Annotated in this window: 9 protein-coding genes; 4 read left to right on the plus strand and 5 right to left on the minus strand. The window is 75.5% G+C overall.

From position 1 onward, the window contains the following. Positions 1–81 precede the first annotated feature (81 nt). Complete coding sequence (locus IAG43_RS16655) at positions 82–1,617, minus strand: PstS family phosphate ABC transporter substrate-binding protein (protein WP_187741515.1); 1,536 nt, start codon at positions 1,615–1,617, stop codon at positions 82–84. Positions 1,618–1,744: 127 nt separating this feature from the next. Next, entirely contained in the window at positions 1,745–3,613 is a 1,869-nt protein-coding gene (locus IAG43_RS16660) for a serine/threonine-protein kinase (protein WP_187741516.1), read from the minus strand. A 145-nt stretch (positions 3,614–3,758) separates the two neighbouring features. Between IAG43_RS16660 and IAG43_RS16665 the strand changes: the two genes are divergently transcribed. Beyond that, positions 3,759–5,111: a S1 family peptidase gene (locus IAG43_RS16665; RefSeq protein ID WP_187741517.1), complete on the plus strand. Its 1,353-nt coding sequence runs from the start codon at positions 3,759–3,761 to the stop codon at positions 5,109–5,111. Between the two features lie 296 nt (positions 5,112–5,407). Here IAG43_RS16665 and IAG43_RS16670 read toward each other — a convergent pair whose 3' ends face one another. The 3 genes from IAG43_RS16670 to IAG43_RS16680 all read right to left on the minus strand — a co-directional run bounded on the left by IAG43_RS16670 (position 5,408) and on the right by IAG43_RS16680 (position 8,549). Further along, on the minus strand, positions 5,408–7,249 hold the full coding sequence (locus IAG43_RS16670) for a serine/threonine-protein kinase (protein ID WP_187744500.1): 1,842 nt from the start codon (positions 7,247–7,249) through the stop codon (positions 5,408–5,410). A gap of 182 nt (positions 7,250–7,431) precedes the next feature. Then, positions 7,432–7,959 carry a MarR family winged helix-turn-helix transcriptional regulator gene (locus tag IAG43_RS16675; RefSeq protein ID WP_187741518.1) on the minus strand — a complete coding sequence of 176 codons (528 nt, stop codon included), beginning with the start codon at positions 7,957–7,959 and terminating at the stop codon, positions 7,432–7,434. Next, positions 7,956–8,549 carry a DJ-1/PfpI family protein gene (locus tag IAG43_RS16680; protein ID WP_187741519.1) on the minus strand — a complete coding sequence of 198 codons (594 nt, stop codon included), beginning with the start codon at positions 8,547–8,549 and terminating at the stop codon, positions 7,956–7,958. Before IAG43_RS16680 ends, IAG43_RS16675 begins: the two co-directional genes overlap by 4 nt. 165 nt (positions 8,550–8,714) lie before the next feature. On the opposite strand from IAG43_RS16680, the gene IAG43_RS16685 reads away from it, so the two are divergent. From IAG43_RS16685 to IAG43_RS16695, 3 genes are all read left to right on the plus strand, one after another. After that, entirely contained in the window at positions 8,715–10,079 is a 1,365-nt protein-coding gene (locus tag IAG43_RS16685) for an aspartate aminotransferase family protein (protein ID WP_187741520.1), read from the plus strand. A gap of 291 nt (positions 10,080–10,370) precedes the next feature. Beyond that, positions 10,371–12,125 carry an FG-GAP-like repeat-containing protein gene (locus IAG43_RS16690; protein ID WP_246574751.1) on the plus strand — a complete coding sequence of 585 codons (1,755 nt, stop codon included), beginning with the start codon at positions 10,371–10,373 and terminating at the stop codon, positions 12,123–12,125. Between the two features lie 324 nt (positions 12,126–12,449). Continuing rightward, complete coding sequence (locus IAG43_RS16695) at positions 12,450–14,186, plus strand: FG-GAP repeat domain-containing protein (protein ID WP_187744501.1); 1,737 nt, start codon at positions 12,450–12,452, stop codon at positions 14,184–14,186. Positions 14,187–14,259: the final 73 nt, after the last annotated feature.

Raw genomic sequence — 14,259 nt, forward strand, 5'->3', positions numbered from 1 at the left:
CGTAGTGACGCGGGAGGTCCGCCCCCGGCAGCGACGCGGCCGTGTCCGGCGCGCGCTCCGGGGGACCGGCGCGGGCCCCGGTCAGGGGCTGTCCTCGCCGCAGACGCGCAGGCCCTTGGGCGTGGCGCACGGCAGGTGGCCGTGGGTGGTGATCACGTCCTGGCCGCCGCCGCGGCTCATGTACGCGAGGAAGCCGGCCACCAGCGAGTCGGTGGGCGGGCGGCCGTAGGTGTAGGCGTACTCGATCTCCCGGTACGGGTAGTCGCTCGTGTCGATGGTGTCCACCGAGGGCGCCTCGCCGTCGATCGTCAGCCGGTGGAGGCCCTTCAGCTCGTCGCCGGAGCGCAGTTCGCTGTAGCCGATCGCGCCCTTGTGCGCGGCGACGGCGGCGAGCACCTGCCGGGTGCCGTCCAGTTCGCAGCGGACGACCGGGGCGCCGGGGTCGTCCTTGGTGACGCAGTCGCGGGAGGAGTTGACCGGCTCGTTGCGGTGCAGGACTCGGCGCTGGAAGACCTCCCGGGTACCGGAGTTGGCGTCCCGGCTGACCAGGCGCACCGGCAGGTCGGTGACGCCGTCGAGCTGGCGCCAGTTGGTGATCTCGCCCCGGTAGAGACGGCGCACGTCGTCGAGCGGGAGGTCGGTGAGCGGGACGGCGTCGTTGACGACCAGGGTGAAGACCGAGACGGCGACCCGGTGTTCGCGCAGCGCGGGGTGGCCGCCGGGCTTCGGGCCGTCGGCGAGGGCGATCACGGCGGGGGAGCCGCCCTTCGCCGCCGCGCCCGCCTCGGCGAGGGCCCGGATGCCGGCGTTGCTGCCGTGGGCGTCGACCTCGACGGTCGCGCCGTCGCACTCCTTCTCGTACTTCGCGGCCAGTTCGCGCAGGACCGGCTCGAAGGCGGTCGAGCCCGTCAGCGTGACGGTGCCGGTGGCACAGCCCATCGGGGGACGGTCGTCGTCGCGGGCGACGATGATCGAGGCGAGCGTCACGACGCACACCGTGAGCAGCACCGTGACGAGCCGGGCGGCGCGGCTGAAGAGCGGCAGCCGCTCGTCGGTGGGGACGGCCCGGTTGGGCAGGACGTCGCCGTCCCTGATCCCGCCGGTGACGGTGATGTCGCCGCCGACGGGCCCTGAGGTGAGCAGCACCAGCAGTTTGAAGTGCTGGCCCTGGTTGAGCGGGACGCGGGGCAGGTGGATGGTCGCACCGCTGTGCCGCATGCCGGCCGACGCGGTGAAGTGGTCCATCAGGTGCTCGGCGCCGAGCGGCTGGGTGACCGCTATGGCGCGCACCGTCCGGCCGGTGAACTCGACGCTCAGCCCGTGGATCTCGCGGCCGGTGTAGTCGTTCCCGGCGATGCTCTGCGAGCCGTCGTTCTCGATGCGCAGCAGGACCAGGGTCGCGTCGGCCATCCCGGGCGCCTCGTTGAACAGCCCCAGGCGGAAGTTGGGGCGCCCGGCGCGCACGCTGCTGCCGATGGCGGTGTCCATCTGCACGCGGTAGCCGATGCGCCGCCGTCGCGGGACCCGGCGCTCGTACCAGAGCACACCGCAGGAGACGAGGACACCGAGCAGGGCCGTGGTCACGGCGACGACGTTCTCGGGGCTCAGCCACTCCACGGTGTCACGGTAGGGCGGTTTCCGGCCGCCGGGGCGCCGACCGGTGTGTGTTGTGCGGGAGTTCGCCTCGCGTTCAGCGGGTGCGGGTGCGGGTGCGCTGCGGGTGCGTACGAGGATGCGGGCGAGGTCAGTCGCGGAGGTACACGCCGGGCTCGCCGTCCGCGCCCATCCCGTACGCGAGCAGCCGCTCCTTCCCGCCGTACGGGGCGATCCGCAGGTTCTGCGAGCCGCCGTCGCCCCAGCACTCGGGGTCCGACACCTTCTCGTCGGGGGTCGGCGGGCCGAGCACGAGCAGGCCGCCCGCGCCCGCCAGCACGGCCGTGGAGGCGCAGTGGAGGCTGCCGCCGGTCGGCTCGCCGGTCTCCTCGTCGGTCCTCGGGATGTCCGACGCGAAGCGGACGACGGCGGAGCCCACGGGCCCCTGGGTCACCGTCAGCCGGCGTTCGAAGAGCGCGGCCTGCCCGCCGTCCCACTGCGGGCCCGACTCGTCCTCCAGCCATTCGCCGAGGAACTTCGCCGGGACCACCTCCGGCCCCGTGGGCGCCCGGCGGAAGGTCGCCGTCACCGCGCCCGACGTCCATTCGAGGACATCGGGGGAGCGGACCGTGAGCGTCTGGTGCGCGGCCGGGGTGCACTCCTTCCCGGGCACGCTGACCGTCACGTCGCTCTCGCCGAAGACGATCCGGTCCGCGTCCGCCGACACCAGCACCGAGCGGCCCATGCACAGCCGTTCACCGGTGACGGTGGCGTACACGGCCGCCTTCTCGCCCCGCCGGCCCTGCCCGATCTCGATCCGCCCGGTGGACTTGGGGACGTCGGCGGTGCCGGCGAGCACGCCCTCCCAGGCGCCGACGAACGCCTGCGGCACGTCACCGGAGGGGCGGGAGGCGTCGCCGCCCCTGCCCGCCGGCGCGGAGCGGTCGGCGGCGGTCCCCGCGGCCCTGTCGCGCTGCTGCCAGACGACGGCGGCCGTGCCTCCCGCGAGCACCGCCACCGCCAGCGCGGCGGCGAGCACGGTGAGCCGCCGCCTGCGCGGCGGACCGGGGCGGGTGCCCGTGGCCGGACCGTCCCCGGTGACGGACGCCGGGTCGGCCGTGCCGGGCACCGGCGTGTCCGCGTCCAGCACCCGGGCGGCGCTGCGGCCGAGACCGGCGAGGACGTCGGCGGGCAGCCAGGCGCCCGGCGGGCCCTGCTCGCCGGCGGCGAGCACGGAGGCCGCGGGGCGCCGGGCCGGGTCCTTGTCGAGGCAGGAGCGGACGAGCGGGCCGAGTTCCTCCGGCAGGCCGCCGAGGTCCGGTTCGTCGTGCGCGATGCGGAACATGGTGGCGTGGGCGCCGCTGTCGACCGTGCCGAACGGCGCCACACCCGTCGCCGCGTACGCCAGGACCGCGCCGAGGCAGAAGATGTCGGACGCCGGTGACAGCTTCTCGCCGCGCACCTGCTCCGGCGACATGAAGCCGGGCGAGCCGACGACCGCGCCCGTCCCGGTCAGGCCCCCGTCGGTCACGGTGTCCAGGGCGCGGGCGACACCGAAGTCGATGACGCAGGGCCCGTCGACGGTCAGCAGGATGTTGGACGGCTTGAGGTCGCGGTGGACCAGGCCGGCCGCGTGGATGTGCGCGAGCGCGTCCGCGAGCCTGCTCGCGAGCGCCCGGACCGTGGCGGCGGGCAGCGGCCCGAACTCCTCGCCGACCACGCTCCGCAGCGAGGGTCCCGGCACGTAGGTCAGGGCCACCCAGGGCGACGCGGCCTCGGTGTCGGAGGCGATCACCGGCGCGGTCCCGCCGCCGACCCGCTCCAGCGCGGCCACCTCGCGGGCGAACCGGCGGCGGAACTCGTCCTGTTCGGCCAGCTGCGGGTGCACCACCTTGACGGCCACGGTCCGGCCGCCCTCGGAACGGGCCAGGTAGACCCGGCCCATGCCGCCGGTGCCGAGCCGGCCGATGAGGCGGAACGGGCCGATGCGTGCGGGGTCGTCGGAGGTCAGGTCGTCCACGCCGCGATCCTTCCACAGGGCGCCGCCCGCGGTGCCCGGCTTCACGGCCTGTCCACGGGAGTGCGGCGAGCCTCACGTGAACGGGCCGCCGCCGCCCCGCGTATGGAACACCGCACACCGCGACGACGACGCAGGGGGATCGCGCATGAGGCACGCACGACGCACCCTCCGGCGGCTGGTGCGCCTGGCCGCGGCCGGCGGACTGGTCCTCGGCGGACTGGTCGCCTCGGGCGCGACGGCCGGCGAGCTCCCGGACGGGCCCGCCGTCCGGGCGGCCGACCTGACGGCCCGGCTGGGCACCGGTCGCACGGCCGGCAGCTGGACCGCCGCCGACGGACGGACCGTCGTCGCCGTCACGGACGCCGCGGCGGCACGCGAGGTGCGGGCGGCCGGCGCCCGCGCGGAGCTGGTCCGGCACAGCGCCGACCGGCTCCGCGCGGCGGTCGGCGAGCTGCGCTCCGCGCCCCGGGTGCCCGGCACCGCGTGGTCGGTCGACTACGCGGCCAACGAGGTGACCGTGCGCGCCGACAGCACCGTCACGGCCGCGGACTGGTCCCGGATGTCGTCGCTGGCGGAGCGGATGGGCGGCCGGGTGCGGATGGAGCGCACCCGGGGAGCGTTCACCACCCGGGTGGACGGCGCGGCGCCCATCGTCGGCCCGGGGCGGCGCTGTTCGGCCGGGTTCAACGTCACCGACGGCCGGGACGCCTACCTCCTCACGGCAGGCCACTGCGGGCCGGAGGGCGTGGCCTGGGCGGCCGGGGAGCGGAGTCTCGCGCCGGTGGGCACCACGGTCGTCTCCGCCTTCCCGGGCAGCGACTTCTCGGCCGTGCGGTACGCGAACCCCACCGATGCCGACCGGACCAACACCGTCCTGGTGGGCGGCGGCCGGGGGGTGCGGATCGTGGGGCTCACCGAGCCGGCCGTCGGGGCCCAGGTCTTCCGCAGCGGCAGCACCACCGGCCTGCGCACCGGGCGGGTCACGGCGGTGGACGCGACGGTCAACTACCCGGAGGGCACGGTGACCGGACTGATCGAGACCACCGTCTGCGCCGAGCCGGGGGACAGCGGCGGACCGCTGTTCGCCGAGGGTCTCGCGCTGGGTGTGACCTCCGGCGGGGACGGCGACTGCGCCGTCGGCGGCACGACCTACTTCCAGCCGGTCGGCGCGGCGCTGGACGCGCTCGGGATGCGGCTCTCCGGCATCACGCCCGCCGCCGCTCCGGCGCCGCGCGACGAGGGAGCCGGGGACACCGGGGACGGCGCCGGGACCGGCCCGGCGGCGCCGCCCGCGGCCGGTGCCGCGCCGCCGGCCGGGCAGGCCCCCGGCGCCCCCGTCGCGCGGCGCCGGAGCGAGGGCATCGTCGGGCTCGACGATCCGGGGGTCGGCCTGGGCATCATCGGGGTGAGCCTGGCCGCCCTGGTCGCGGCCCGCTGGGTCGCCTCGGCCGAGGACCGGCGCGAGTTCCGCACCTTCCAGGCGGCGAGCTGGGGGTAGGCCGTGTCCGGCACATCCCGCCTGGCCCGCCCTTCGGGCGGACGGCGCCATGTGTCGGACACGGCCTGGTGCGCGAGGGCGGGTCGCGGGAAGCGGCTCCGTCCGCCCGGAGGCGGGGCAGGAGAGACGTCTGCCGCACGCCCCGAGGCGCCCGCCGCCCGCCGCCGTTCCGCGGGGTGCTGCCCGCCGCGGTCCGGACCCGGCCCGGCGGCCCGCGCGCCGGGGGCGGCCCGGCGGCCCGCCCTCATCGCGCCCGCGGGTCCGGACGTCCGCCGCCCGGGGGCGGGCGGCGCGGGTCAGCCCGTCTTCTCGTAGGTGAGCGGTGCGCCGCCCGAACCGACGAGCTCGCGCACGATCCTGGTGTCGGACGGCATGTCGAGCCGGCTCCACTGGCCGGGGGAGCAGGACGCGGGGTCGCCCGAGGTGACCCGGGTGGGCCCGAGTTCGAGCGGCGGGCCCGCGGCGCGCAGGGTCGCCGTCCAGGAGCAGTCGTATCCCGGGCCGGTGCCCGTGAGGGTCATGACCATTTCGCCCGGCTGCCCCTGACGGATCGTCATGTCGCGCACGTTGGTGCCTTCCGCCGTGTCGAACGCGGCACGCCAGCTCCCGATGTACTCCAGGGGTACCGCGCCCTCCTCCGCGGAGGGCGAGGCGGACGGCGTCGTGGCCGCCTCGTCCCCGTGCGCGCCCGCCGACGCCCCGGCCTCCGCCGTGCCGTCGGCCCGGGCTGACGTGTCCCCGGACGGCGTCCGTCCGGCGGCCCCGGTCCCCGGGCCGCCGTCGCCGGACATGACCGCGTAGACCGCGCCGCCCGCCCCGAGGGCGACCACCAGGGCGACGGCCACGAGGGCGAGGGTGCCGGCGATCCGGGAGCGTCCCGGTGCGGACGGGTGCGGCCCGGGCGCGCCCGGGGCACCGCCCGGGAGGGCGGCGGGCGGGCCGGCCGGCCGTGCGGCGGGCGGGACGGCGGGGGCGTAGTGCGCGGGGGTGGCGGGGTGCGGGGTGGCGGGGTGAGCCGGGGCGGGCTGCGCCGGGGTTGCGTGGTGCACAGGGTCGGGGTGCGCGGGGGTGGTGGGGTCCGTGCCGGGGGCCGCGGAGGTGTGCGGGGCCCGTGCGGCGGTCGGCGGGGTTCCGGGGGCGGGCGGTGGCGTGGCGGGTCGCGCGGGCGGGGTCGCGGTCCGGTCCGGCGGCGGGGCGGCGAGGGTCGCGGTGGGCCCGGTGCCGTCGTCGGCGCCCGGCTGCTCGTACTCCAGCAACTCGACCGCGTGCCGTCCCAGTCGGGCGACCAGGGACCCGGGGATCCACGGCTCGCTCTCCGGCTGCCGTGCCCAAGCCGTGCGCTCCAGCACCTCCGGCAGCCCCGGCCGCGCCGCCGGGTCCTTGCGGAGGCAGTCGAGGACCAGGTCGCGGAGGTCGCCGGGTACGCCGTCGAGCGACGGCTCCTCCTGCGCGATGCGGTACATCTGCGCGTGCACCCCGCTCGCCGACGTGCCGAACGGCAGCCGCCCGGTCGCCGCGTAGACCAGGACGGACCCCAGGCAGAAGACGTCGCAGGCGGCGGTCACCCGGTCGCCGCGTATCTGCTCGGGCGACATGAAACCGGGGGAGCCGATGAGCGCGCCGGTGCGCGTCAGCCCGCCGTCGGTGACGGTCTCCAGGGCACGGGCGATGCCGAAGTCGATGACGCGCGGTCCGTCGATCGTGATCAGGACGTTCGACGGCTTGAGGTCCCGGTGCACCACCCCGGTCGCGTGGATGCCGGTCAGCGCCTGCGCCAGGCCTGCGGCGAGGACGGTGACGCTGCGTTCCAGCAGCGGGCCGTGCTCCGCGACGACCGTGCCCAGGGCCGGGCCGGCGACGTAGCCGGTGGCCACCCACGGTGCCGCCGCCTCCGTGTCGGCGTCCAGGACGGGTGCCGTCCACGGGCCGCCGATGCGGCGCGCGGAGCGCACCTCCCGGCGGAAGCGCTCGCGGAACTCCTCCTGCGCGGCCAGTTCCGGGCGCACCAGCTTGACGGCCACGGTCCGCCCGCGGGCGGACCGGGCCAGATAGACCTGGCCCATCCCGCCCGCGCCGAGCCGGGCCAGCAGCCGGTAGTCGCCGATGGTGCGCGGATCCCCGGGTGCCAGCTGTTCCAAGGCCATCCGGCCCTCCCCCGTGCCTGAAGTACCGCATGTCCGGCGGTCGGAGGAAGGATAGGCCGCCGGAGACGGGGGCCGTCGGCCCGCCGCCGTCCGTGGTCCGGCGGCGCCGTTCACCGCGCGACGGAGACCGGTCGCCGGCGGAACCGGTCGGTGCCGGGCGGCCGCGCCGGCGCCGTTCACCGCCCGCCGGGCTCCCGGTCGCCGCCGGACTCGATCGCGTCCATCGCCCGTGACAGCCGCTCCAGCACCCGCACGGTCTCCGCGAACTCCGCCTCCCCCAGCTCCGCCAGGAGCCGGTGCGCCAGCGCCGCGTGGCCGGGGCCGAGCCGCCGGACCGCCTCCCGCCCGGCGGCGGTCGCCCCGAGCAGTCTGGCGCGGCGGTGCGCCGGGTTGTCCGCGTACGCGGCGAGGCCCTGCTCGACGAGGACGTCGGCGATGCGCTGGACGCTCTGCCGGGTGGTGCCCGTGGTCCGGGCGACCGAGGCGACGGTCGCCGGCTCGCGGACCACGGCCCCGAGGACCTGCCAGCGGGCGGCCGTCAGCCCCGACTCGCGGGCGATGCCGTCCGAGACCGCGACGAAGTGCCCGTTGAGCCGGAAGACGCCGAGCGCGGTGCGGGTGAGGAGCTCCCGGGGGTGTCGGGGGCCGAGCCGTTCCCCGGGGGCGGTGAACGGCGCCGCCCGCCCGCCGTCGTCCGTGCTCACGACGCGAGGATCTCGTACGCGGCCGGGTCCGAGTCGTGGAACAGCCGGTACCAGGCGCCGAGGCGCGGGCCGTCGAGGACGCCGAGCCGGGCGAAGACCTCGCGGGCCAGTGCCACCGGCTCGGTGGGGCCCGCGGTGATCAGGTCGCCGTCGGTGACCGCGTCGGCGTCCCGGTAGTGCGCGCCGCCCGCGTAGCCCGTGGCGTCCAGGTAGAACGGGACGGCGCTGGTGTGCGCCCGGTCGTCGAGCAGGCCCTCGCGGGCGAGGCCGGCCGTCGCCCCGCAGATCGCGGCGACCGGCACGCCCGCCGCGAGGAAGGCGCGGGCCTTCGCGGCGAAGGGGGCGAGGTCGTCCCCGGTGTCCCAGAGCGAGGCGCCGGTGAGGATCAGCAGCGCGCTGTCGTCCGGGTCGAGGTCGTCGAGGGCGAGGTCGGGGAGGACCCGGAGACCGCCCATGGTGGTGACGGGTCCGGTGGTGGCGCCGACGGTCCGCACGCGGAACCCGTGCTGGGTCAGATGGGCCGTGGTGTGGCCCGTCTCCCAGTCGGCGAACGTGTCGTAGACGGCCAGATGGACGGTGGTGCGGGACATGGTGCCCTCCTCGGCGCGCGGCCCGATGATGACAACAGGCTGTCATGACGACAGTATGCTGTCAATTGCTCTCCGGTGCGGCCCGACACCTTGCCCGGATAAGCGGCCGACGCCATACAAGGTGGCCATGTCGGCCCCCGCCGGCCGCTCCTTACGCTGAACCGCATGACCCCTCATGTGCCTCACGCCGATCCGCAGACCGGTGCCGCCGTCAAGGCGGCGGACCGCGCCCATGTGTTCCACTCCTGGTCCGCCCAGGGCCTGATCGACCCGCTCGCCGTCGCAGGCGCCGAGGGGGCGTACTTCTGGGACTACGACGGGAACCGCTACCTCGACTTCACCAGCGGCCTCGTCTACACCAACATCGGCTACCAGCACCCGAAGGTCGTCGCGGCGATCCAGGAGCAGGCGGGCCGGCTCGCCACCTTCGCGCCCGCGTTCGCGATCGAGGCGCGCTCCGAGGCGGCCCGGCTGATCGCCGGGCGCACCCCCGGGGACCTGGACAAGATCTTCTTCACCAACGGCGGCGCCGAGGCCGTCGAGCACGCGATCAGGATGGCCCGGCTGCACACGGGCCGCCCCAAGGTGCTCTCGGCCTACCGCTCGTACCACGGCGGCACCGCCACCGCGATCAACATCACCGGTGACCCGCGCCGCTGGGCCAGCGACAGCGGTACCGCCGGCGTCGTCCACTTCTGGGGGCCGTTCCTCTACCGCTCGCCGTTCTACTCCGCCACCGAGGAGGAGGAGTGCGCGCGGGCGCTCGCGCACCTGGAGGACACCATCGCCTTCGAGGGGCCCGGGACGATCGCGGCGATCATCCTGGAGACGGTCCCCGGCACCGCCGGCATCATGACGCCCCCGCCCGGCTACCTGGCCGGCGTCCGGGAGATCTGCGACCGCCACGGGATCGTCTTCGTGCTCGACGAGGTCATGGCGGGCTTCGGCCGGACCGGACGGTGGTTCGCCGCCGAGCACCACGGCGTCGTGCCGGACCTGATGACCTTCGCCAAGGGCGTCAACTCCGGCTACGTGCCGCTCGGCGGGGTGGCGATCTCCGGCCGGATCGCCGCCACCTTCGACAAGCGCCCCTACCCCGGCGGCCTCACCTACTCCGGGCATCCGCTGGCCTGCGCCGCCGCGGTCGCCACCATCCAGGTGATGGAGGACGAGAAGGTCGTCGAGAACGCGGCCGCGCTCGGCGAGACCGTCATCGGCCCCGCCCTGCGCGAACTGGCCGAGCGCCACCCCTCGGTGGGCGAGGTGCGCGGCACGGGCATGTTCTGGGCGCTCGACCTGGTCCGCGACCGGGAGACCCGCGAGCCGCTGGTCCCGTACAACGCGACCGGCGAGGCGAACGCGCCGATGGCGGCGTTCGCGGCCGCCTGCAAGGCGGGCGGGCTGTGGCCCTTCGTCAACATGAACCGCACCCACGTCGTCCCCGCCTGCAACATCACCGAGGCGGAGGCGAAGGAGGGCCTCGCAGCCCTGGACGCGGCGCTCGCCGTGGCCGACGAGCACACGGTGTAGGCCGTCGCGGCCGTCCCGGGGCGCGCACCGTGCGGCCCGCCCCGGTGCGCGCCCCGGGAGCGCGCCCCTGACCGGTGGAAGCCGCCCCGGCGTGCAAGCCCCGGTGCGCGCGGGTCCCGTCCCGCGGTGCGCGTCCGGCCGCCGCGTACATCCCTCGCCACCCCTCGCGCGTCTGTAACGGTGCCAGCTTCCCCGCACACCCGTCCCTCCCCCGTGCACGTGCTCCCGCGGGCCGCGCCGGGCCGGGACGGAGGCGCGGGTGACACCCTTCGAGGGGGGACCGTGACTTCCATGGAATCCGGCCGCGCTCCGGCCGGTCCGCGCAAGAACAGCCGCGCCCGTGTGCGCGTCGCCGCCTGCACCGCCCTGGCCCTCGCGGCGGGCACCCTGCTCTCGGCCCCGGCCGCCGGGGCGGAGAGGAGCCCGGCGCCCCACCGCGACCTCCTGCGGCCCGCGTCCGACGCCCGGCTGCCCGGCATCGCCCCGCTCCGCGCGGAGGCGCGCCCCGCCGCTCCCGCCGCCCGCGCCGCCGCCGCACCGGCGGCGCCGCGCAGCGACGTGGACGGCGACGGCCTGTCCGACATGATCGTGCAGGACGCCAACGGCGTCGTGCAGGTCTCCACCGGCACCACCGCCCACCCGCTGGTCCACGACGACGGACAGGGCTCCCCGTACCAGGTCTACAAGGACGTGTTCACGGCGGCCGGGCTGCGCACCGACGGCCCGGTCCACTTCACGCTCTCCGCCTCCGGCCGCCTGTCCGCCTACGCCAACGACCTCCACCAGCCCGCCCGTTTCTGGTCGGGGGGCGGCTGGCAGATCTACAACAAGGTCCTCTCGCCCGGCGACCTCACCGGTGACGGCGCCGGCGACGTGCTCGCGCGCACCTTCGCCGGTGAGCTGTACCTGTACCCGGGGACGCCCGGCGGCGACGAACCGCTCGGCGGCCGTGTCCTCGTCGGCGGCGGCTGGAACCAGTTCGACCAGCTCGCCGCCACGAACGACGTCGACGGTGACGGCGTCGGCGACCTCTACGCCCGCAACACCGCGGGCGAGCTCTACTTCTACAAGGGCACCGGCGAGGCGGCCCGGCCCTTTGCGGGCAAGGTCCTGGTGGGCTCCGGCTGGAACATGTTCAACACGCTGTTCGGCGTCGACGACCTCGACGCCGACGGCCGTGCCGACCTGCTCGCCCGCACGGTGAGCGGCACCCTCTACCGGTACAGCGCCACGGGCACCGGCGGCTTCGGGCCCCGGGTGCAGATCGACACGGGCTGGAACGCGGTCAACCAGTTCGCCAACGCCGGAAACGTGTCCAACTGGGGCAAGGAGGACCTGGCCGCCCTGGACACCCGGGGCACCCTCTGGTGGTACCTCGACCGGAACAACGGCACCTTCACCGCCCGCGAGCAGGTCAGCGACACCGGCGGCTGGCAGGGCGCCACCATCGCCGTGTCCTCCTCCCTGGACGACGACAGCTACCCCGAGATCCTCCAGCTCCGCGACGGCAGCCTCTACAACTACGGCGTCGACGGCAGCGCGTACCGCATCGGCGGCGGCTGGGGTGTGTACGGCGTCGTCGCCGGCCCGGGCGACCTGTCGGGCGACGGCAAGGGCGACCTGGTCGCGCGGGACGGCTCGGGCACGCTCTACCTGTACCGCGGCAACGGCCTCGGCACGGGCTTCGCGGCCAAGCAGAGGATCGGCACGGGCTGGGGGCAGTTCAACGCGCTGCTCGGTGCCGGTGACCTCTCCGGCGACGGGCGCGCGGACCTGCTGGCGCGGGGCGCCGACGGCAGGCTCTGGCTGTACGAGGGCACCGGCTCGGCCGCGGCCCCGTTCAGGGCGAAGAAGCTCATCGGCTCCGGCTGGGGCTCCTTCACCGCCCTGGCGGTCCCGGGCGACATGACCGGAGACGGCCGCGCCGACCTCGTGGTGCGCGGCGGCGACGGCACGCTCCACCGCTACGACTCCGACGGCAGGGGCAACTTCAAGCCCAGGGTCTCCCTCGGCGGCGGCTGGAACACCTACGCCGGTCTGCACTGAACACGTGGTGACGCGGCCCGCCCCGGCACCCTCGCCGGGGCGGGCGCGGGACGGCGACCGGGCGGGCGACCGGGCGGCATCGGGGGCCGTCGGGTGACGGACAGGACGGCGGTCGGACGGTGAACCGGACGGCGGTCGGACGGCGGCCGGGACGCCGAAAAAAGATCGTCCGTTCCGTACATCCGTTGTGACGTCTCGGGTGTCTCTACTGGTGCTAGCTTCCTTGCACCGCCTTCCCCGCTGTTCGTGCGCGCGCCCCTGCGCGCTGCGCCGGGCCGGGACGGCCGTGCAGGTGACACCCTTCGAGGGGGGACCTTGACTTCCATGGAATCCGGCCGCACCCCGGCCGGTTCGCGCAGAAACACCCGCGCCCGTGTGCGCGTCGCCGCCTGCACCGCCCTGGCCATCGCGGCCGGCATGCTGATGTCGGCCCCGGCCGCCCAGGCCGACGAGAACCCGGCGCCGCACCGCGGCATCGAGCGTCCCGCGCCCGACGCCCAGCTGCCCAGGCTCGACCTGCCCCGCCCGGACGTGAACAAGGGCGCCTTCAGCGCCCAGGACGCGGACGCCCCGCTGGCCGCCCCGCGCAGCGACGTGGACGGCGACGGCTGGTCCGACATCGTGCTCCAGGGCCTCGGCGGCACGGTCTTCGTCGACACCGGCGACGCCGTCTGGGAGCCCACGTACCAGGACGACGGCAGCCAGATCAAGGACGTCTTCCTGGCTGCCGGGCTCCGCGACGGCGGCCCGGTGCACTTCACGCTGTCCGCCACGGGCGTGCTGTCGGCCTACACGAACGACCTGTACTACCCGTCCCGCTACTGGGGCGGCGCCGGCTGGCAGATCTACAACAAGGTCTTCTCGCCCGGCGACCTCAACGGTGACGGCGTCGGCGACATCCTCGCCCGCACCCACGCCGGCGAGCTGTACCTGTACCCGGGCCGGACCAGCGCCGCCAGCCCGGTCGGCAGCCGTGTCCTCGTCGGCACCGGCTGGGGCCAGTTCGACCAGATCGTCGGCATGAACGACGTCAACAACGACGGCATCGCCGACCTGTTCGCCCGGAACACCGCGGGCCAGCTGTACTTCTACAGCGGCACCGGAGAGGCGACCCGCCCCTTCAAGGGCAAGGTCCTGGTGGGCTCCGGCTGGAACATCTTCAACACGCTGTTCAGCGTCGACGACCTCGACGAGGACGGCAACGCCGAGCTCTTCGCCCGCACCTACTCCGGCGACCTCTACAGCTACTCGTCCACCGGCACGGGCGCCTTCCACCCCCGGGTGAAGCTCGGCAGCGGCTGGAACACCGTCGACCGCTTCGCCAACGGCAGCAGCGTGCCCTCCTTCGGCAAGGACGAGCTCATCGGGCTCGACACCGCCGGCAGCCTCTACTACTACTACGACCTCAACAACGGGAAGTTCTCCCCGCGCCAGCGGATCAACGACGTCGGCGACTGGAAGGGCGCCAAGCTCCAGCACTTCTCCTCGCTGGACTCCGACGCCGCCTCCGAGCTGTTCGAGGTCTACGACGGCCACCTCTACAACCTGTCCGCGGGCGCCTACGACATCGGCGGCGGCTGGGGCGTGTTCAACACCCTCGTCGGCCCGGGCGACCTGTCGGGCGACGGCAAGGGCGACATCGTCGCCCGCGACGGCTCGGGCACGCTCTACCTGTACCGCGGCAACGGCAACGCCACGGGCTTCGCGGCCAAGCAGAAGATCGGCACGGGCTGGGGGCAGTTCAACGCCCTGATCGGCGCCGGGGACCTCTCCGGCGACGGCCGCGCCGACCTGCTCGCGCGGGCCACGGACGGCAAGCTGTACCTGTACGAGGGCACCGGCTCGGCCGCCGCCCCGTTCAAGGCGAAGAAGCTCATCGGCTCCGGCTGGGGCTCCTACACGCTCGCGGCGCCGGGCGACATGGACGGCGACGGCCGCGCGGACCTCGTCGCGCGCCACAGCAGCGGCACGCTCTACCGCTACGACTCCGACGGCAAGGGCAACTTCAAGCCCAGGGTCTCCCTCGGCGGCGGCTGGAACACCTACGCCAGCATCCGCTGACCCCGCCCGGGGCGCCCCGCGGCGCCCCGGGTCACCCCGCCCCCGTCCGCCCCTCCGGGCCGCGGCCGGGGGC

Source organism: Streptomyces genisteinicus (genome assembly GCF_014489615.1).
GTDB lineage: Bacteria > Actinomycetota > Actinomycetes > Streptomycetales > Streptomycetaceae > Streptomyces > Streptomyces genisteinicus.

Coding starts and splice junctions, on each gene's coding strand:
- IAG43_RS16665 (WP_187741517.1), top strand. CDS start 3,759: ATGAGGCACGCACGACGCACCCTCCGGCGGCTGGTGCGCCTGGCCGCG.
- IAG43_RS16680 (WP_187741519.1), bottom strand. CDS start 8,549: ATGTCCCGCACCACCGTCCATCTGGCCGTCTACGACACGTTCGCCGAC.
- IAG43_RS16685 (WP_187741520.1), top strand. CDS start 8,715: ATGACCCCTCATGTGCCTCACGCCGATCCGCAGACCGGTGCCGCCGTC.
- IAG43_RS16690 (WP_246574751.1), top strand. CDS start 10,371: ATGGAATCCGGCCGCGCTCCGGCCGGTCCGCGCAAGAACAGCCGCGCC.
- IAG43_RS16695 (WP_187744501.1), top strand. CDS start 12,450: ATGGAATCCGGCCGCACCCCGGCCGGTTCGCGCAGAAACACCCGCGCC.